Origin of the sequence: Dyadobacter sp. NIV53 (assembly GCF_019711195.1) — a bacterium.
In the GTDB taxonomy this organism is placed as follows: Bacteria; Bacteroidota; Bacteroidia; order Cytophagales; family Spirosomataceae; genus Dyadobacter.
On sequence record NZ_CP081299.1, the window covers coordinates 3,713,414 to 3,731,575 of the forward strand.

The 18,162-nt window shown below is 39.5% G+C and carries 15 protein-coding genes and 1 pseudogene; 7 read left to right on the plus strand and 9 right to left on the minus strand.

Going from position 1 to position 18,162, the window contains the following annotated elements; genetic code table 11:
* Positions 1-28: 28 nt before the first annotated feature.
* Positions 29-613: a GDP-mannose pyrophosphatase NudK gene (nudK, locus tag KZC02_RS15080; RefSeq protein WP_221394838.1), complete on the plus strand. Its 585-nt coding sequence runs from the start codon at positions 29-31 to the stop codon at positions 611-613.
* A 59-nt stretch (positions 614-672) separates the two neighbouring features.
* Here nudK and KZC02_RS15085 read toward each other — a convergent pair whose 3' ends face one another.
* The 6 genes and pseudogenes from KZC02_RS15085 to rpsU all read right to left on the minus strand — a co-directional run bounded on the left by KZC02_RS15085 (position 673) and on the right by rpsU (position 6,645).
* Positions 673-1,002 (minus strand): YtxH domain-containing protein, encoded by a 330-nt coding sequence (locus KZC02_RS15085; protein ID WP_221394839.1) that lies wholly within the window; start codon positions 1,000-1,002, stop codon positions 673-675.
* Positions 1,003-1,176: 174 nt separating this feature from the next.
* Positions 1,177-1,914 carry an SIMPL domain-containing protein gene (locus KZC02_RS15090; RefSeq protein ID WP_221394840.1) on the minus strand — a complete coding sequence of 246 codons (738 nt, stop codon included), beginning with the start codon at positions 1,912-1,914 and terminating at the stop codon, positions 1,177-1,179.
* 277 nt (positions 1,915-2,191) lie between these two features.
* A complete protein-coding gene (locus KZC02_RS15095) occupies positions 2,192-2,626 on the minus strand; it encodes a MarR family winged helix-turn-helix transcriptional regulator (RefSeq protein ID WP_221394841.1) in 435 nt (144 codons plus the stop codon).
* A 182-nt stretch (positions 2,627-2,808) separates the two neighbouring features.
* Positions 2,809-5,394 (minus strand): phosphoenolpyruvate carboxylase, encoded by a 2,586-nt coding sequence (locus KZC02_RS15100; RefSeq protein WP_221394842.1) that lies wholly within the window; start codon positions 5,392-5,394, stop codon positions 2,809-2,811.
* A 66-nt stretch (positions 5,395-5,460) separates the two neighbouring features.
* A pseudogene (locus KZC02_RS15105) lies at positions 5,461-6,332 on the minus strand (tyrosine-type recombinase/integrase).
* 118 nt (positions 6,333-6,450) lie between these two features.
* The gene (gene rpsU, locus KZC02_RS15110) at positions 6,451-6,645 is read right to left on the minus strand and encodes a 30S ribosomal protein S21 (protein WP_090154901.1); all 195 of its coding nucleotides are present in this window, start codon (positions 6,643-6,645) and stop codon (positions 6,451-6,453) included.
* Between the two features lie 155 nt (positions 6,646-6,800).
* On the opposite strand from rpsU, the gene KZC02_RS15115 reads away from it, so the two are divergent.
* The 5 genes from KZC02_RS15115 to KZC02_RS15135 all read left to right on the plus strand — a co-directional run bounded on the left by KZC02_RS15115 (position 6,801) and on the right by KZC02_RS15135 (position 11,886).
* Positions 6,801-7,736, plus strand: coding sequence for a phosphatase (locus tag KZC02_RS15115; RefSeq protein ID WP_221394843.1), 936 nt, complete (start codon positions 6,801-6,803; stop codon positions 7,734-7,736).
* Positions 7,737-7,903: 167 nt separating this feature from the next.
* The gene (locus KZC02_RS15120; protein ID WP_221394844.1) at positions 7,904-10,480 is read left to right on the plus strand and encodes a zinc-dependent metalloprotease; all 2,577 of its coding nucleotides are present in this window, start codon (positions 7,904-7,906) and stop codon (positions 10,478-10,480) included.
* A gap of 84 nt (positions 10,481-10,564) precedes the next feature.
* Positions 10,565-11,173 (plus strand): peptidoglycan DD-metalloendopeptidase family protein, encoded by a 609-nt coding sequence (locus KZC02_RS15125; RefSeq protein WP_229254359.1) that lies wholly within the window; start codon positions 10,565-10,567, stop codon positions 11,171-11,173.
* Between the two features lie 58 nt (positions 11,174-11,231).
* The gene (locus tag KZC02_RS15130; protein ID WP_221394846.1) at positions 11,232-11,480 is read left to right on the plus strand and encodes a DUF6364 family protein; all 249 of its coding nucleotides are present in this window, start codon (positions 11,232-11,234) and stop codon (positions 11,478-11,480) included.
* Positions 11,470-11,886: a PIN domain-containing protein gene (locus tag KZC02_RS15135; RefSeq protein ID WP_221394847.1), complete on the plus strand. Its 417-nt coding sequence runs from the start codon at positions 11,470-11,472 to the stop codon at positions 11,884-11,886. Before KZC02_RS15130 ends, KZC02_RS15135 begins: the two co-directional genes overlap by 11 nt.
* A 27-nt stretch (positions 11,887-11,913) precedes the next feature.
* Here KZC02_RS15135 and KZC02_RS15140 read toward each other — a convergent pair whose 3' ends face one another.
* The 3 genes from KZC02_RS15140 to KZC02_RS15150 all read right to left on the minus strand — a co-directional run bounded on the left by KZC02_RS15140 (position 11,914) and on the right by KZC02_RS15150 (position 16,871).
* Positions 11,914-12,666, minus strand: coding sequence for an SDR family NAD(P)-dependent oxidoreductase (locus KZC02_RS15140; RefSeq protein ID WP_221394848.1), 753 nt, complete (start codon positions 12,664-12,666; stop codon positions 11,914-11,916).
* Positions 12,667-12,807: 141 nt separating this feature from the next.
* Positions 12,808-14,514, minus strand: a complete 1,707-nt coding sequence (locus KZC02_RS15145) for a S41 family peptidase (RefSeq protein ID WP_221394849.1) — start codon at positions 14,512-14,514, stop codon at positions 12,808-12,810.
* A 407-nt stretch (positions 14,515-14,921) separates the two neighbouring features.
* The gene (locus KZC02_RS15150) at positions 14,922-16,871 is read right to left on the minus strand and encodes an acetoacetate--CoA ligase (RefSeq protein WP_221394850.1); all 1,950 of its coding nucleotides are present in this window, start codon (positions 16,869-16,871) and stop codon (positions 14,922-14,924) included.
* 313 nt (positions 16,872-17,184) lie between these two features.
* Between KZC02_RS15150 and KZC02_RS15155 the strand changes: the two genes are divergently transcribed.
* On the plus strand, positions 17,185-18,063 hold the full coding sequence (locus KZC02_RS15155; protein WP_221394851.1) for a hypothetical protein: 879 nt from the start codon (positions 17,185-17,187) through the stop codon (positions 18,061-18,063).
* Positions 18,064-18,162: the final 99 nt, after the last annotated feature.

The window sequence follows — 18,162 nt, forward strand, 5'->3', positions numbered from 1 at the left end:
ATCATTAATAATCAAAAACGATCAAACAATGAATGATAAAGTAAATGTAATCTCGGAAGAAGTTCTTTCCGACAATTGGTACACATTAAGAAAATTTACGTTTGATTATCAAAATGCAGATGGAAAATGGGAGCGCCAGTCCCGCGAAGCTTATGATCGTGGTAATGGTGCAACGATTCTGCTTTATAACCCTGAGAAACAAACCGTTATTCTTACACGTCAATTTCGCCTGCCTACTTATACCAATGGCAATGACACGGGAATGCTTATAGAGGCTTGCGCCGGATTGCTGGATAAGGACAATGCCGAAGATTGTATCAGGCGGGAAACGGAAGAAGAAACGGGGTATAAAATCAAATCTGTGAAGAAGATATTTGAAGCATACATGTCTCCCGGGTCAGTGACGGAAATCCTTTACTTTTTTGTGGCCGAGTATACCGATGATATGAAAACCGGAGAAGGCGGCGGCCACGAAGAGGAACAGGAGAATATTGAAGTAATGGAAGTTTCTTTTGCAGAAGCAGTAAGTATGGTCGAATCAGGAGAAATCAAAGATGCAAAAACGATTCTTTTGATTCAGTATGCTCAATTGAACAATTTACTTCACATATAAAGAAGGATTGAAGATTAGCCACTTATGCTTCTTCAATCCTTCTTTGAAATAGTATAATATCAGGATATCGGATCAGGAACCTGCGTCATATCTGGTGTTGCGGGTTGATTTCCTTTGTTGCCTACGAATTTTTCATACAGTTCTTTGAAGAAACCCTCAGCATCCGGAAAACCATTTTTTAATGCATCTGCACCTTTTGTTTTAAGCTCATCAAAATAAACCGGTGCTTTTTCTATCGCTCCTTCTGCTTCTGATTTAAGATCATTTGCTTTTGTTTTCAAGTCTTCCAAAAGCTTTTCACCTTCCTCAGACTGAAGATATTTATGCGCTGCCACCCCAGCGGCTGCACCAAGAACAAATGTGGCCAGATGTTTTGCGTTTATGCTCATAATTTTGAATCCTTTAATTAATAACTGATTTAAAGATACTTACCTTTTAAGATAAAAGAAACGACTTAGATCAATAATCCATAAGCGGTTAAAAAATGATGCCAGAGAGACTTCGGCGGGCGGCTTTCGGCAATCGGCTTTTTCCAGATCAACGTAGCCGAAAACCGAAAGTCATTATTTTATTTCAAATGCTGCTTGCATCCGGTAACTTATTTTAATTTTTTGATACTGAACATCGCTGTCAGGCGCAACATCTGCTGATTCGGCGGCTGCAAATGAACGCATGTTGGCTTTCATAAATACAGGTTGTGGATATTGTATGTTTTCATCCAGTTCACGGATTTCCATAATCTTGCCCAATTTCTGATCAACTGCGGCAACCAGATATTCGGCTTTCACTTTTGCAGCCTTTAAAGCGTCAATCTTAACCTGTTTTTTAAATTCTTCTCTTTTGGAATGTTCAACGCGGCTTACATTTGCATACTGAATACCACGGCTTTCAACTTTTGACAGGATACCATCCAGCTTATCGGTACGGTCTACTTTCAATTCGTACTGTTTAGATTCCAGAAAAGTAGCCGGCTTTTTCTTTTTATCCGTATAATTCTGATACCCACCTACTCCACTTATCGACAGGCTTTCTTTTGGTAAACCTGCATCCGCAATAGCTTTGATCAGCTGCTTTTCTAGCGTGCTGATAATGACTTTATCCTTTTGGTTTTTTTCATCATTGAAATATTCTTTCAATGATACACTAAAATAAATTTCATCAGGAATAACTTCCATTTCGGCAAAACCAGCTACTTCGATTTTCGGAACAGAAGGAGTTAGCTGCACAGCTGTGGTTTGTGAAAAAGAAAGAAATGAAATGGCTCCCATCATCAGCGAACTCAACAAAATTACTTTTTTCATGGCTTTAATTAATGTAAAATATTTGTTAGAAATTATATTTAGTATGTGACAAATTCCCAGGCTGAAAGGTTGCAGCTGGTATTTTGCAAACATGAAGTTTAGACGTAAAGAAATTGGGAAGGTTTAAGGGGCTATTTGAGACGTGATGACCCAGGCTTCATGAAATTTGCATTATCCAGAAGCTAATATGCTTGGTTATGAAGCAGTTCCGAACGAAATGAATATCTTTTCTTGGCTATCCGATAAGCAAAATATTTTCTTTTTAGTTTAAATAACTTCAGGTGAAATTATTATAAATGGAATCCATAATACGGACAAAGTGCTGATAATCATCCTCTTCCAGATCGCCCCATCCTTTTCTCCGTATTTCGGCAACAATGGGAAACGCTTTTGTATAAATGGAATTTCCTTTATCAATAAGAAACAAATTAAATTTCCGGCGATCGCCGGCCGCAGGAGTGCGTTTTACAAATTCCTTTTTTTCCAGCAGATCAATAATTCTGGTTACCGTTGGCGGATCTTTAAACGTCAGTTCTGCAAGCTCGTTCTGACTGATACCCGGTTGCCGCTGAATATGATCTATTAATACCCACTGATCTACTGTTAAATCAAAACCTGCCTCATTTAATTGCTTTTGCAACGCGTTCCGGATTTTTTTTATCGTTGTATCGATTTTAAAAAAATACGCACGCTGGTCAGAATGATGGGTCATATTTATAAAATTATTGTGGTAATATTAATACATTATTAACAATATAAGTCAGCGTAATTATTAGTCTACTAATAATTACGTCATAATAATTGCCATATATCGATCAATTATAATTCAAATGGATTTTAGCAAAAAAGCACCGGACAACAAATGGCCGGTGCTTCCTTATATTCTAATAAAAATTAAGCAGAATTTCTTGCAGCATTAATAATACCAAACATTGCCCTCATAATCAGTTGATTATAGGTTTCTACATCCACTGGTAATGTTTTAGGATCTTCCGCCAGCATTTGCAGCGCATATTGTTGGATTGTAATGAGTGGCAATACAATCCGCTCACGTACTTTGATCGAAACCTTTGTAACGTTATTGCTGTCCAATAATTCCTTCTGTTCAGAAACATCCAGCAGCAAATCCAGAGTCAGTTTGAATTCCGCATACATTTTATCCCAGAATTCCCTGTAAGCATCTTCATCACGAAGATATTTGGTTGCTGGGAAGAACGCCTTAGACAGTGATTGCATAGAGTTTTCTATCAATGTCCGGAAGAAAAGTGATTTCTTGTAAAGCACTTTGATCTCTTCTTTTCTGCCCAATTTATCCATTTCAGCAATCGCCGTCCCGAATCCATAGAAACCAGGCACATTCTGCTTCATTTGCGCCCATGACCCAACAAAAGGAATAGCACGTAAATCAGCAAATTGCAGCCCTTCATCATCATTCCCACGCTTGGTAGGACGGCTTCCAATATTGGTTTGTCCATAAAATCTGAGCGGAGTCTTTTTATCCAGATATTTTACAAACATCGGATGGTTTTTCAGGTCCAGATACGAATCATAAGCGGCACTTGCCATTTCTTCTATCAGATCTTTATCTTCTTCGTTCAGCTCTTCTTCTTTCCGGTTTCCTCGGAACAAGTGATTTTCCAATCCGGCCGTAAACAATCTTTCCAGATTATACATGGCAGTAGTAACCGTTCCATAATTGGAGCTGATTGTCTGGCCCTGAACGGTTAGCTGGATTTCTTTATCCTCAATATCTTTACCTAACGAAGAATAAAAATTATGGTTATTTCCACCTCCGCGTGCAGGTGGGCCTCCACGGCCATCGAAAAAAGTGACCTTAATCCCGTATTCGCGTGAAACTTTTGTCAATTCTTCTTTCGCCCTGTATATCGACCAGTTAGCACGCAGGTAACCGCCGTCTTTGGTACCATCAGAGAAACCCACCATAATAGTCTGGTGATTTGCTCTTCCGGTCAAATGTTTGCTGTAATATTCGTTTTCATATAATATGCGCATAATTTCCGGCGCATTGGCCAAATCGTCCACCGTTTCGAAAAGAGGAACTATATCAAGCTTCAACACACCATTTTCATCAGCAATCAGGTTTTTGGCTAATGCCACTACCTGCATTACATTAAGTGCAGACTGATTATTGCTGATAACATAGCGATGTGCACCTTGTTCGCCGTTCTTTTCCTGGATTGTTTTGATCGCAAGAATTGAGCCCAGAATATCTTTTGTAAGTGAATCTTCATAATCTTCAATACGCAAAGGAATATTGAGTGATAACAACAGATCTATCTTCTTGGCTTCATCCCAGCTTTCATAATCATTGTATTTCAGCAATGGAATTTTTTTCTCAAGCCTTTTCAAAATATCTTCCCATGCTTTGCCATGTTTGCGGCTATCCTGGCGTACATCCAGGCTCGCAAAGAAGAACCCGAAAATATTCAGTTTAAGAATAAAGTTATCCAATAACTCTACGAATAATCCCTGATGTTTTGCAATCAGTACTTCACGTGCTTTAAGCAATTCATCAATTAATTCCTGCGGATTGGAGTATCCTTCTTCAAAAGGCCCGAAAATCGTACTGTTCATTTTGCGCTCTGCAATGGCAATTGCATCGTCAACTCCTTTGAAAGTCAATCTCCGTTTTAATTGGCGTATGTCTCGATAATAACCGCGAAGCAACGTTTCGCGCAATCGGTCAGCAACCTGAAGAGTCGTATCTGCACTTACAAAAGGGTTTCCATCACGGTCTCCACCTGGCCAGAAACCAAGCCGGAACAAATTGGGGTAAGGCCAGTCATGGACACTCATTCCCAAACCATTAATCAGTTTGATAAGTATAGACGGAATGGCATCATAATATACGTTTTCAAGAAACCAGCATAAGCTTACTGCTTCATCAAAAGGAGTCGGTTTTTCATGATTGATAAATGCCGTTTTACCAAGCTGTAGAAGCAATTGGTTTACCTCAGTAAAATCATTGATCTTAATCGCATCTTCCAGGTCATTGATAATCCCTAATACTTTACCGGAATAAAACTGCGTAGGATGCGCTGTTAATACAATCCTGACACTGAAATCCTCTAACTTGGTAAGTAGTTTCTTTTTCAGATCATCATCATCAACACGGTCCGTAAGGTAATCGATAGATCCTTTTCCGGTCAGGTCGTGTGTCTGGTCAAAAGCAGCATCTTCAACTGAATCAAATAAAACTACTTGTCTTTCAATGTATTGGATAAAAGCAAAAAGAAGATCTGCACGTTCCTTAGGAGTTGCAGTTTCCAATAACTCTTCAAAAAAATTCTCTATAATTTGCCGGGGAGATTTTCCCTCCTGAAATCCTACTTCGCTTTGCTGTGTAAGTAAAGGAAGCAATGAACCAGTCTGGAAGATACCTCTGTAAGGTAAACTAAGGAAAAGACTATTGAAAATATTGTACTTCGTGACTACGGCGTCTTGAAAACTATTATTCATAGTAGGGCAACAAAATTTTATTTGGAGACTGGAAACTGACAACAAAGATACCTCAAAAAATCAATATCATGCTTTTGGATGTGCCTGTTGATGCGATTTTTTGAGCTTTTCAATAGAATTATGTGTATAAATCTGGGTAGCGGCCAGGCTTGAATGACCAAGAAGTTCTTTAATGGCATTCAGATCTGCACCCCGGTTCAGCAAATGTGTGGCATAGGTGTGACGCAGGACGTGCGGGCTTTTTTGCGAAAGTGTCGTTACACCTGCAAGGTGCTTTTTTACTGTCCTCTGAATAAATACAGGATATACCGGCTTACCATTATCCGTTAAAATCAGAATTTTGGTGTTTTCTTCCGGAGAGCGCTGTGTAAGATACTTGGTCAATAAAAGAGTTAATGACGGAGAAATCGGGATCATCCGTTCCTTAGATCTTTTTCCAAAAACACGGATCGTTTTTCCATATAAATCAAGATCCGGTATTTCCAGGTTGACCAGTTCTGATAAGCGGATTCCTGAGCCATAAAGCAATTCCATAACCACCTGATCACGCAATCCTTCGAAATCATCCGAAAACCCTACTGTATCAAATAGCATTTCCATAGATTTTTCTTCTACAAAAGCTGGTAGTTTTTTCCTCGTTTTTAATGCTGACAATTGCTTTGCAGGATCAGACAAAACCAATCTTTTTTTCTCAAATAACCATAAAATGAGCGAAGAGAGGCTATTTTACGGTTGATAGAAACCGGATTCAGGCCTTCTTCCATTAAGCTTACAATCCATGACCGCAACATTTGTGGCTGCGCCGTTTCCGGTTTATCCACTTCATATTGAAACAGAAGATACTTTTTAAACTGGTCAAGATCAGTCTTATAAGAGGTGACTGTATTAGCACTGCTCCGTTTTTCAAATTGCAATGATTCCAAAAATGCTTCTATCATGACCCTAACGTACAAAAAAGAGCGGCCTTATGCAAGACCGCTCTTTTCATCAAATATATATTATCAAAAGGATATAATAATCCCCTTAACACACTCAACAGAAAACAATTCCTAAGAACTAATCTTCTAAATGACCGTATGTTTTTTCTTTATATACTGCACGCAAAACTTCGAAACGACGCTTTACCGATGGTTTCTCAAAAGCAGTACGCGCACGGAGCTGGCGCATAGTACCAGTTCTCTCAAATTTCTTTTTGTAACGCTTAAGAGCGCGGTCAATCGATTCGTTGTCTTTAATGTTTATAATAAGCATGCTTATAAAATATAATGTTCTTTGGATTGCTTTTCTGAAACGGACTGCAAAGGAAAGATATATCAATCAGAAAATCAAGAAACAAGGCATTAAAATTAGGATATTTTTGCATATTGCCCTTGAAAACAAAGGAATTAACAGATTTGCTTTACCATATGGGCACTCGATTGGGTATTATTGATTTAGGCACAAATACATTTCATCTTCTTATCGTAGAAAAAAACGGAGAGGATGTTATAACCCATTTTCATGAGAGCCGGCCTGCACGTATCGGACTTGGAGGTATTAATAACCGGATCATTACAGATGAAGCTATTGAAAGAGCGCTTGCAGTCCTTCGTTTTTTCCGTGAGCAACTGGACCTTTTTGAAGTATCGGTTGAAAACACAATGGCATTTGGTACAAGTGCAATCAGAAATGCAGGAAACCAGGATCATTTTTGTGAAATTGTATTACAGGAAACCAAAATCCCGATTACGGTAATTGACGGTGACAAAGAAGCTAATTACATATACAAAGGTGTCCGTTACGGCGCCAACCTGGGAACTTCTACTTCCCTGATCATGGATATTGGAGGAGGGAGCGTTGAATTCATTATTGGCAATGCAGCCCAGATTTTCTGGAAGCAAAGCTTTGAAATAGGTGGGCAGCGTATGATGGAAAAATTTATGCGTAACGATCCGCTCACAGAAGGCGATAAAAAGAGAATCTATCATTATTTCGAAGAAAACCTGATTCCGCTGGCGAATGCAGTACATCAATATGCACCGGATAAACTGGTAGGTTCGTCAGGAACATTTGATACGCTGGTCGACATTGATTTTCATTACCGCACAGGCAACTGGCCCCCTAAGGAACAAACGGATTTTGCTTTGCCGATAGAAGAATTCTATCGGATTTATTCCCTTATTCTTAATGGAAATCATGATGAAAGAATGGCCATTCCGGGAATGATCCCGTTACGTGTGGATATGATCGTTGTGGCTGTTTGCCTGGTCGATTACGTACTTCGCAGCCATGGAATAAAGCAGATACAAGTTTCAAGTTTTGCTTTAAAAGAGGGCGTTCTGGCAGAACTGATTGGTAAGTAACTCTTCGAAATTGACTGCATAAGGAGGAAACTTTTCTTATACACAAAACTGCAATTCTAAAATTTTCAGTAACTACAATATTTATCTATCCCAATAAATATCCTCTGCCATATTATCGAACAAAATTTATATTTTTGTATAATGTGTAAATTTAGTTCTAATACTTTATGAAAATAATTCGTTACCTTCTTCTTTTAATAACAATTTTAGTTTGTTTTTCTGCGGCACAGGCACAAAAAAAGAAAAAGGAAAAACAGGAAGATGCCAAAATTGATAAGGTTGTCGATGAAGTTGCAACAGCTGTAAAAGACAAATTAAAAGATGATAAAAAGAAAGGCCCCAAATCTTTCAAAGATCTGATCGACAAATCGGCTATTAGCCAAAAGGGAATGATATCAGTTCATAAAGTAGATGAAAAATGGTATTTCGAAATTCCTGATTCTCTGCTGAATAACGATATCATGGCCGTTACCCGATATTCAAAAACTGCTGCCGGCGGTGGGATTTTTGGAGGTGAGGAAGTGAACAGGCAAATGATCCGTTGGGAAAAAGGGATTGATGATAATTTATTGCTACGTTCAGTAACAGTGGTTGTAGCCAGCCCGGATAGCACCAAACCTATTTTTCAGGCAGTAAAAAATTCCAGTTCTGATCCGATTATTGGTGTATTCGAAATAAAAGCAATAAAAAAAGACTCATCTGTTAATAGCTCCATTATTGACGTCACTGATTTTTTCAATGCAGATAATCAGGTATTTTCTCTAAGCAGTACTTCCAAGCAACTTCTGAAACTGGCTTCATTTAAAAAGGAAGCTTCATTTATTGAAAAAATAAGTTCGTATCCGATCAATACTGAAATCCGGACTGTAAAAACCTTTTCTGTAATTCCCCAGGTTTTAAGCATTGTACCCATGCCTTCTGTGGGCCGTTATTTACCATCCGGGCTCGATGCCGGAGTAGTAACCATGGAGATGAATACTTCTCTCATATTATTACCAAAATACCCTATGCGAAAACGGCTTTTTGACAGTCGGGTGGGTTATTTTGCCAGTCAATATGCTATGTTTGGTGAGGAATCCCAACGATCGGAAGACGAAGTTTTCGCGGTCCGGTGGCGGTTGGAACCTAAAAATGCAGCGGATGCAAAACGCCAGGAAAACGGGGAACTGATTGAACCTAAAAAACCGATCGTTTATTACATTGATCCGGCAACTCCACAAAAATGGCGTAAATGTTTGAAAGCAGGCGTGGACGACTGGCAGGCTGCATTTGAAAAAGCGGGCTGGAAAAATGCGATTCGTGGTGAATACTGGCCCGAAAACGATACAATTATGAGCCTGGAAGATGCACGTTATTCTGTAATCCGTTATTTCGCAGCAGACATCCAAAACGCATACGGGCCCAATGTACATGATCCGCGGAGTGGGGAAATCCTGGAAAGCCACATTGGCTGGTATCATAACGTAATGCGCCTGCTGCATAACTGGTATATCATTCAGGGTGCGGCCGTAGACCCGAATGCACGTAAGAAAAAATTCGATGATGAATTAATGGGCCAGCTGATTCGTTTTGTTTCATCCCATGAAATTGGCCATACGCTGGGTTTAAGGCATAATATGGGTGCCAGTTCTGCTACACCGGTTGAAATGCTCCGCGACAAGGAATGGGTGGAGAAAAATGGCCATACTTCTTCTATTATGGATTATGCCAGGTTCAATTATGTAGCACAGCCAGAGGATAGTATCACAAATCTTTTTCCAAGAATAGGTGATTATGATAAATGGGCGATACAATGGGGTTACAGTAATTTTCAAAATTCAAAAGGCGCCGAAGACGATAAAGCTGTTTTGAATACAATGACCAAAGAAGCTTATAAAAATCAGCGGCTTCGTTTTGGAACAGAAATCAGTCCGTATGACCCGCGTTACCAAACCGAAGACTTGGGCGACAATGCCATGAAAGCATCGGAATATGGCATTAAAAATTTACAGAGAGTTTTGCCTAACCTGACGGAATGGACTAGAGAAGACGGCGAAAGTTACAAGGAACTGGAAGAACTCTACAACAATGTAATATTGCAATACCGGCGATATATTGGGCATGTGATCAAAAATGTAGGAGGAATATATGACACGCCAACTACTTATGATACAGACGGTGTAACATTTATTACCGTTCCTAAAGAAACTCAGAAAGAAGCAGTTAGATTTCTGAATAACCAGTTGTTTAAAACACCGGCCTGGCTTTTGGATTCAAATATCCTGAATAAAATAAAACCAGAATCGGGTGTGGAGGCAATCAAGGCGTTACAGGAATATGCGCTTACTTCCCTGTTTGCCGGTGACCGGGCCGTTAGATTAATGGAATCCGGCTTATCTGTCAAATATTTCACACTGGATGATCTTTTCTGTGAACTGGAAAATGGGATTTGGCTGGAAGTAAAAAAGGGACAAAGTATTGATATGTATCGCAGAAATTTACAAAAAGTGTATGCCGAGAAACTTATTGCACTACTAAAACCTGGCAGAGCCAACGTACTTTCCGTTCCTGTTGGCATAACTTATGGTTATTCAACAAGAGTGGTTGAATTGGAAAAAACAGATCTAACGTCTATTTCACGTGCACATCTGGAAAGTTTAAAAACGATGATACAGCTTGCTATTCCAAAAACAACTGATAAAATAAGTAAATATCATTTGCAGGATGTTGCGCAAAGAATAAAATTTGCACTCGACCCCAAATAGAATTTACAGCTTATGATTTCCCTTAACGATGTACTGAAAAATCATAAAGGATTTTCCAAAGTTATTTCTAGTCCGAAACCGTACATGAAATTAGATTTTTCTGAAAGTAACAGGGATTTGCTTCACCGGGATTTATCAGAAACTTCTGTTTTTTCAGATTATGTATTTAAAGAATTATTGAGGAATAATACTTATACCGGTATTGGAGGTTATAATGAAAACCGTGTCATTTACAAGCAAAAGGAACATTTTACCAAACAGGAAGAAAATCCGCGCTGTATTCATTTAGGAGCTGATATTTGGGCCGATGCAGGGGAAACCATCTATGCACCACTAAACGGAGAGGTGCATAGTTTTGCTTTCAACGATCAGTATGGAGATTATGGCCCGACGATTATTTTGAAACACGAATTGGAAGGACACCCATTTTACACATTATATGGCCATCTATCTCTTGATTCACTGGATGGACTGTATGAAAAAAAACCGGTTTTAGCAGGTGAAAAAATAGCAGCAATTGGAAATTATCCAGTAAACGGAGATTGGCCACCACATTTACATTTTCAGATAATCACTGAAATCAGCACACATAAAGGCGATTTTCCAGGGGTTTGCAGTATTCAGGATCAGGAATATTACCTTTCTGTTTGTCCGGATCCTGATTTGATATTGAGAGTTGAAAAAATCAGTTAATCAATATTATTGACTAATTACAATGCGCACGAATAAATTTTATGCGTATATTAGCTTTATGAAAACAAGACTTAATATAACAATTGAAGGTGCACTACTTTCCAATGTAAAGAAATATGCAGCTTCCAAAGAAATTAGCGTTTCTCAAATTGTAGAAGATTATTTCAGAAGTTTAATAAAACCGGATTTTAAGAAGAAAAGCATTATTGACCTCGTTAATCAGCTAGAAACCCCACATCAGATTAATAAGGAGTTGGACTTAAAAAAATCTTTTTACGAAGATAATTCTGAGAAATATGGCTTCTAAGGTCTTTATTGATGCCAATATTTTATTAGACTTTTTATTGAAAAGAAATGATTACAAAGACTCTGAAAAGATTATTCAATTAATCTTGGATAAAAAAGTACATGCTTTTATAACTCCATCAATTGTCCACATTGTTGGATATTGGATTACAAAGGCTTACGGAAACTTAAAAGCAAAAGAACTATTATTGACTTTGTTGTCAGATATAACAGTTATTGACTCGAATCATCAAATCACTTTGATAGCCCTACATTCTAAAATTGACGATATTGAGGATGCATTACAATATTACACTGCGATCCAACATAAAATAGATTTATTTATTAGCAGAGATAAGCGACTAAAAAAATCAGCTATTGCTTCTTTACCCGTTTATAATATGATGGAATTTTTAGAATTATATTAAAAATCCTAACAGAACAGTATTTTATTTTCACTTCCTGTGAATGACAGTGGCTGCTGACTGCGCACCGGCCAAAATTGTAATGTCAGCAATGGTAACCCGGCCGGGAGCATTTACTGCATAAAGAATAGCATCTGCAATGTCTTCTGCCTGCAAGGGTTCGAAACCTTCGTATACCTTTTCTGCACGGCTTTCATCTCCTTTGAACCTGACAAGTGAGAATTCCGTTTCAACCGCTCCGGGAGCTACATTAGTAACTTTGATACCATGCTGGGTTAGTTCCAGGCGCATACCCTCGCTTAATACTTCAACTGCTGCTTTGGATGCACAATAAACGGCGCCATTGGCATAAGTTTGTTTGCCCGCAATAGAACTGATATTTACGATATGCCCCTTTCCCTGTTCCAGCATTAATGGAATAATGGCTTTGGAAACATATAATAATCCTTTTACATTCCCGTCAATCATAGCATCCCAGTCGTCCATATCACCTTCATCCAGCGAGCCCATTCCGTGTGCATTGCCCGCATTATTAACCAGAATATCAATACTTTTCCATTCATCAGGAAGTGAGCCGATCATGGCAAGAACAGCACCTTTGTCACGTACATCAAAAAGAAGTGTCGTAACTTTTACTTTTTCAGATAGTGTTTTAGAAACTTCATCCAAACGCTCCTGACGGCGGCCACAAAGAATGAGGTCGATACCAGCACTCGCGAATGCTTCAGCTGTGGCTTTACCAATTCCGGAAGTGGCTCCGGTGATCAATGCAATACGGGACATTTAGTTTTATTAATAGTGAATGATTAATTGTTAAAATCCGTGATACAGCTGAAACAATTTCCCTATAATCGGGTAACTGCATAGCCAAACCACGGATTTTCCGAACCTTACTCCCTTCTTCCTCTCTTCCTTTTTACTGCTCTATTCCTTTCCTCCTTTAATCGTATTCAGGCTGCTAAAATCTCCTGCTTCAAGCTGAGAAGCTTGTCCAAAGAGTTGTATTGCATGCTGATATACATTATCCGTTGGGTTCAAAACCTGGAAAACTTCATTATTAAGACCTGTTTTTTGTTTCCTTCCCCACACATAACGGCCAATAATTGCTTTTGTCTGAGCTGTAATAATTGGCTTTGAAAGATTAAGCTCTTTTGCATTCGGTTTGATACCCGATTTAGAAGCATCTTTTACCATTTCAGCCAGCATCACATCTGTTACCTGAAATGATTTAAGATATTCATTGAATGACTGTTTTTCAAGCTTTTTCACGTTGTCATTGGCATAACGTAAAGCATACTCGCGGATAATATTTTTGGCATACAATTCAAACAAATACTTACTGTTCAGAAGTGTATCGCGGGGAACAAAGGCGTCGGGAGTAATACCGCCACCACCATAAACAATGCGGCCTCCATCTGTTTTATAAATCTTGCTTTTATCAAATTTTATACTGTCTACGTTGAAAAGCTCCCCACTTTCGTAACGGTGTGACAAATCCTGGCTATAATCTTCCCCTTTTCCTAATTCGTAAGGTTTCTGGATGCTACGGCCACTTGGCGTATAATAACGTGAAATGGTTAATCGTAATTCCGAATTATCCGAAAGTTTAATAGGCATTTGCACCAGTCCTTTTCCATACGATCTGCGGCCTACAACCAATGCCCGGTCGTGATCCTGCAACGCGCCTGCTAAAATTTCCGATGCTGATGCACTTCCTTCATCTACTAAAACGATCAAAGGCCCCTTTTCAAAACTTCCTTCAACATGTGACCTTGTTTTTCTGTCAAACCGGCTGTCTTTTCCCTCTGTATAAACTAATAACTTATCCCCGGAAATAAATTCGTCTGCCATGCTTGTAGCACGTTCCATATACCCGCCCGGGTTTCCACGAAGATCCAGAATCAACTTTTTCAGTCCGTCTGCTTTCAGCGTTTTCAATGCCGATTTAAACTCATCGAAGGTTGTTTCCGAAAAACGGCTCACTTTAATGTATCCAATTTCCTGATCGACCATGTAGGCTGCATCTACCGAATAAGTTGGTATACGGTCCCTGATCACAGCAAAATTCATTTTTTCATTCAATCCAACCCTTTCAATACTCAGATCAACTTTTGTTCCTCTTTTACCGCGAAGTAGTTTATAAACCTGTGCATTGGTTACTCCCGGCCCCGACAGTTTTTCTTTATCCACCATCAGTATCCGGTCACCGCTTTGTATCCCGGCAGTTTCCGAAGGCCCTCCGCTTAACGGCGTTACAACATAAACGGTATCATTAAAAATGTTAAATTCAACACCAATGCCATCAAAACCAGATTCCAGCTGAGACCTTGCAGCTGTGGCTTCTTCACTGTTGAAATAAGCCGTATGCGGATCAAGTTTTTCAAGCATTTTCGAAATAGAAAAATCCACGAGCTCGTCCGTATTGACAGAATCCACGTAGTTATTTTCTACATACATCAACACTTCCCTGAATTTCGCAGATCCTTTTGCAACATCAGCAAGTTTATTCCCTCCACTAAAAAACGTACTTCCAATCAACATTCCTGCTGCAAGTGTAATAGCTACGATAATTGGAAGACGCACCACTGCGCGTGAATTCTGAACCGGAGCCTGGGTTTTTTCTTGTTTCATCTATCTATCTTTTTGGAGCCAGGGATAAGCAAATTTTAATAAGATCGGGCAATATGCAATTAACGTATTATTGCTCATTATCGTTGTGCAAGATTTTAAATATACATAAACTAAAATTAAAGTTTAAATACTAACAATGCTTTTTACAAGGATGGAAACGACGGAAAAATTCAAAGATATTGCTAAATCAAATTTAAAGAATATTTGTAGCAATTGTTCATATATTACAATAAATAAAATTTACATAACAGTATAAATAATTATATCAATCTCAATTAACTCACGTTATAACATGCTGAAATTTCTAGTTGTACTTAAGCAAGAGATAACCTGATAAATACGGAGATACGATTTTTGCCCAGTTATCCTTTACAATCGGAAAACGATTCAAAATCAATTGATCTGCTTCATACAAATGCTCTCAAAGATTCCGGATTTCTCATTGTATCTGGATTAATGATTTTGGCAGGATCCTGTCCCATTAATATTTTTTTTACAGGGGCTTCCATTTTCTTCCCGCTGATGGTGTACGGAATGTCATTCACCTGCTCAATCGTATCAGGTACGTGCCTTGGGCTGTATTGTGTCCTGAGTGAATCTTTTATCTGGTTTTTTAATTCTTCCGTCAGCAATTTGTCCTTCGCCAGTACTACAAATAATGAAATAGTTCCGCTGCCATTTTCTTTTTCAAGGTAAACAGCCAGACTGTCTTTTACATCCTGAATCCTTTCCACTGCACTATATATTTCGGCAGTACCAATCCGGATCCCGTCGCGGTTTAAGGTGGCATCGGATCGTCCGGAAATAATGACCGATTGCCTTGGTGTTATTTTAATCCAGTCGCCATGACGCCAGATATCCGGATACATTTCAAAATAACTGCTGTTGTACCTTTCATTGTCTGTATCTCCCCAAAAGTAAACTGGCATAGATGGCATTGGCTGCGTAATTACCATTTCACCTAATTCGTCCAGAACAGGTTTACCATTTTCATCAAATGCTTCTACTTTTGCACCCAGCATCCTGCATTGTATTTCTCCTGCATAAACAGGCAAAATCGGACAGCCGCCAACAAATGCGCTGCAGATATCTGTACCGCCGCTTAGGGAAATGAGCCAGACATCTTTTTTTACATGCCTGTAAATCCATTCAAAAACTTCTGCCGGCAATGGAGAACCGGTAGAACCTATCGTTTCCAGATGATTCAGCCGTTCCGTTGTAATACTTACACCAGCTTTCATAGACGCAATAAAGAAGGCTGCACCGCTTCCAAAATGTGTTATTTTTGCTTTTTCGGCCAAAGACCATAATACCTGCGAAGAAGGAAATACCGGAGCGCCGTCATAAATTACCAGTGTGGCACCGCAAAGCATAGAGCCCAGGGCGTAATTCCACATCATCCAGCCTGTTGTGGAATACCAGAAATAGCGGTCACCGGGTTTTACATTCTGATGCAGTACCAATGCTTTCATGTGTTCGATCAGGCATCCGCCAACACTGTGTGTAATTGCTTTTGGTTTAGCAGTTGTTCCTGAAGAATATAAAATCCAGATCGGATGATCAAAAGGAACAAATTCAAAGTCCAGGCCATGATTTGGCAAATGCAGTATATCCTCCCAGGATGTGAATTTGTCAGGTTTAAACTCTGAATTAATATTATCTATCAATACCACATCCTTTAATGATGGAAGTGCGGAAGATAGATCCTGGATAAAAGTCGTACTGTCATGTGTTTTTCCATTGTAAACATAGCCATCAGTTACAAAAAGCACTTTTGGCTCTATTTGCAAAAAACGGTCGGTAACGGCTGACTTACCAAAATCCGGCGAACAGGAAGACCAGACAGCTCCCACAGCATTGGTCGCCAGAAAAGCCACCACAGCCTGAGGTATATTAGGCAATACAGCTGCCACGCGGTCTCCCGGCTTTACGTCCCGCTGCCTTAGCCAAGCAGCCACAGCGGAAACCTGTATTTCCAGCGTTTCCCACGAAATTTCGGTCAGGCCGCTTTGTTCCGACTGAAAAATGATGGCAGGCCGGTCTTTTGTTTTATTCCTGAAAATATGTTCGGTGTAATTCAGCTTAGACCGTGTGAACCATTTGGTACCAATAATCCCGGTTTTTGGCTTTTGAATAACTTCCAGATAAAGGTCGTGTGATTTTATATGAAAATAATTCCAGAGACTTTCCCAAAAATCTTCCAGATCCGTCACCGACCATTCCCACAAGTCTTTATATGATCTAAAATAAAGCCCCTTTTTGACAAAGAGCCAATCCATGTACTTTTTAAGATTGGACTGCTCCATTAAATTTCGTCCAGGTTTCCAAAGTGGCAACTTTTGTATTTCCGTTGACATATTATTTCAAATAGTTGAAGGTTCTTTCTCAGATTAAAGCTGTAAAACCGGCTTTAGTTAACAGAATTTATAAACGATCCAATAATGCTTTTGACATAAAAGTGACCAGAAATATTTACTGAAAGAAAATTACGTATCTTTGCACTTTAAAACATATATACTTAGTACTCTGATCATCAGATACGTTCGTCAATGCGTTTTAGTGGCAGCCACAGCGTGGTACTTTAATGGCAACGGTCATTACAACACTAATCAATTACGCTCTAAATTTGTAAAGAGGAAATAAAAATCCAGTAGTGATACTGCATTCCTAATGAGAAAAAGAATTAACAACTCCAAGGATTCGAGCTCTTCGCGTCCATCTGGCGACGGACAGAAGTCATTTCGCCGCCCATCAGCTAAAACACGCCCGGAGGCAGAAAGTCGTTTTAGCAAACCAAGTATCAAAAAATCCAGTTTGAGAACAGCCAGTGCTGGTTCCGGGTCATCAGATAAACAAGGTTCTTACAAACCGCGTGCATTTGATAAAGATAGCAAATCAGCTCGCGCATACGTCCCTGGTGACAGACCTGCAAGAGAAGGATTTGAAAAATCCGGTTCTGACAGGCCCCGTTTTGACAAACCACGTTTTGATAAGCCAGGTATCGGAAAACCAAGATTTTCAGACCGCGACAGAGATTCCCGTGAATTTAAACCAAGAGAAAGCAATTCAGACAGACCCGGTCAGGATAGACCCGGTCAGGATAGACCCGGTCAGGACAGACCCCGGTTTGACAAACCTGATTTCAATAAGCCACGTTCATCTGATCGTGACGGAGATTCCCGTGGATTTAAACCAAGAGAATCAAATAGTTCAGGTTACGAAAGATCCTCTGACAGAAGCGGAGAAGGCCGCAGCTTTAAACCAAGAGGCGAATCAAGAGACAGAGTTATAAGAGACGAAAAACCGCGTTTTGAAAGACAGAGCAGTGATAAGCCCGCTTATGGTAATTCACGCCCTTCGGAACCACGGGAAGAACGTGAGTTCAAACCTAGAAATACAGGTTTTGATAAGCCGGGTTTCGATAAACCACGTTCATTCGGGCGTGACGGAGATTCCCGTGATTCTAAGCCAAAAAGCGATCGCCCATACGGCGAACGCGGCCGGAGCGAGAAGCCTGCTTTTAAAAAAAAGATGAATCGGATTGGTTAGAAGAGGATAACGCACAAGATAAGCCAACCGTTGACGAAGGTGCCAACCGTCGTGTAGGTAGATTTGAAACTGCACCGCATTATAAATTAGGCGCTTACG

Bases quoted from the DNA above. Each gene is read 5' to 3' on its own strand.
- KZC02_RS15130 (WP_221394846.1), top strand. From the start codon at position 11,232: ATGAAAACAAGACTTAATATAACAATTGAAGGTGCACTACTTTCCAAT.
- KZC02_RS15115 (WP_221394843.1), top strand. From the start codon at position 6,801: ATGGGCACTCGATTGGGTATTATTGATTTAGGCACAAATACATTTCAT.
- nudK (WP_221394838.1), top strand. From the start codon at position 29: ATGAATGATAAAGTAAATGTAATCTCGGAAGAAGTTCTTTCCGACAAT.
- KZC02_RS15085 (WP_221394839.1), bottom strand. From the start codon at position 1,002: ATGAGCATAAACGCAAAACATCTGGCCACATTTGTTCTTGGTGCAGCC.
- KZC02_RS15140 (WP_221394848.1), bottom strand. From the start codon at position 12,666: ATGTCCCGTATTGCATTGATCACCGGAGCCACTTCCGGAATTGGTAAA.
- KZC02_RS15155 (WP_221394851.1), top strand. From the start codon at position 17,185: ATGAGAAAAAGAATTAACAACTCCAAGGATTCGAGCTCTTCGCGTCCA.
- KZC02_RS15100 (WP_221394842.1), bottom strand. From the start codon at position 5,394: ATGAATAATAGTTTTCAAGACGCCGTAGTCACGAAGTACAATATTTTC.
- KZC02_RS15135 (WP_221394847.1), top strand. From the start codon at position 11,470: ATGGCTTCTAAGGTCTTTATTGATGCCAATATTTTATTAGACTTTTTA.
- KZC02_RS15095 (WP_221394841.1), bottom strand. From the start codon at position 2,626: ATGACCCATCATTCTGACCAGCGTGCGTATTTTTTTAAAATCGATACA.
- KZC02_RS15150 (WP_221394850.1), bottom strand. From the start codon at position 16,871: ATGTCAACGGAAATACAAAAGTTGCCACTTTGGAAACCTGGACGAAAT.
- KZC02_RS15145 (WP_221394849.1), bottom strand. From the start codon at position 14,514: ATGAAACAAGAAAAAACCCAGGCTCCGGTTCAGAATTCACGCGCAGTG.
- KZC02_RS15090 (WP_221394840.1), bottom strand. From the start codon at position 1,914: ATGAAAAAAGTAATTTTGTTGAGTTCGCTGATGATGGGAGCCATTTCA.
- KZC02_RS15120 (WP_221394844.1), top strand. From the start codon at position 7,904: ATGAAAATAATTCGTTACCTTCTTCTTTTAATAACAATTTTAGTTTGT.
- rpsU (WP_090154901.1), bottom strand. From the start codon at position 6,645: ATGCTTATTATAAACATTAAAGACAACGAATCGATTGACCGCGCTCTT.
- KZC02_RS15125 (WP_229254359.1), top strand. From the start codon at position 10,565: ATGAAATTAGATTTTTCTGAAAGTAACAGGGATTTGCTTCACCGGGAT.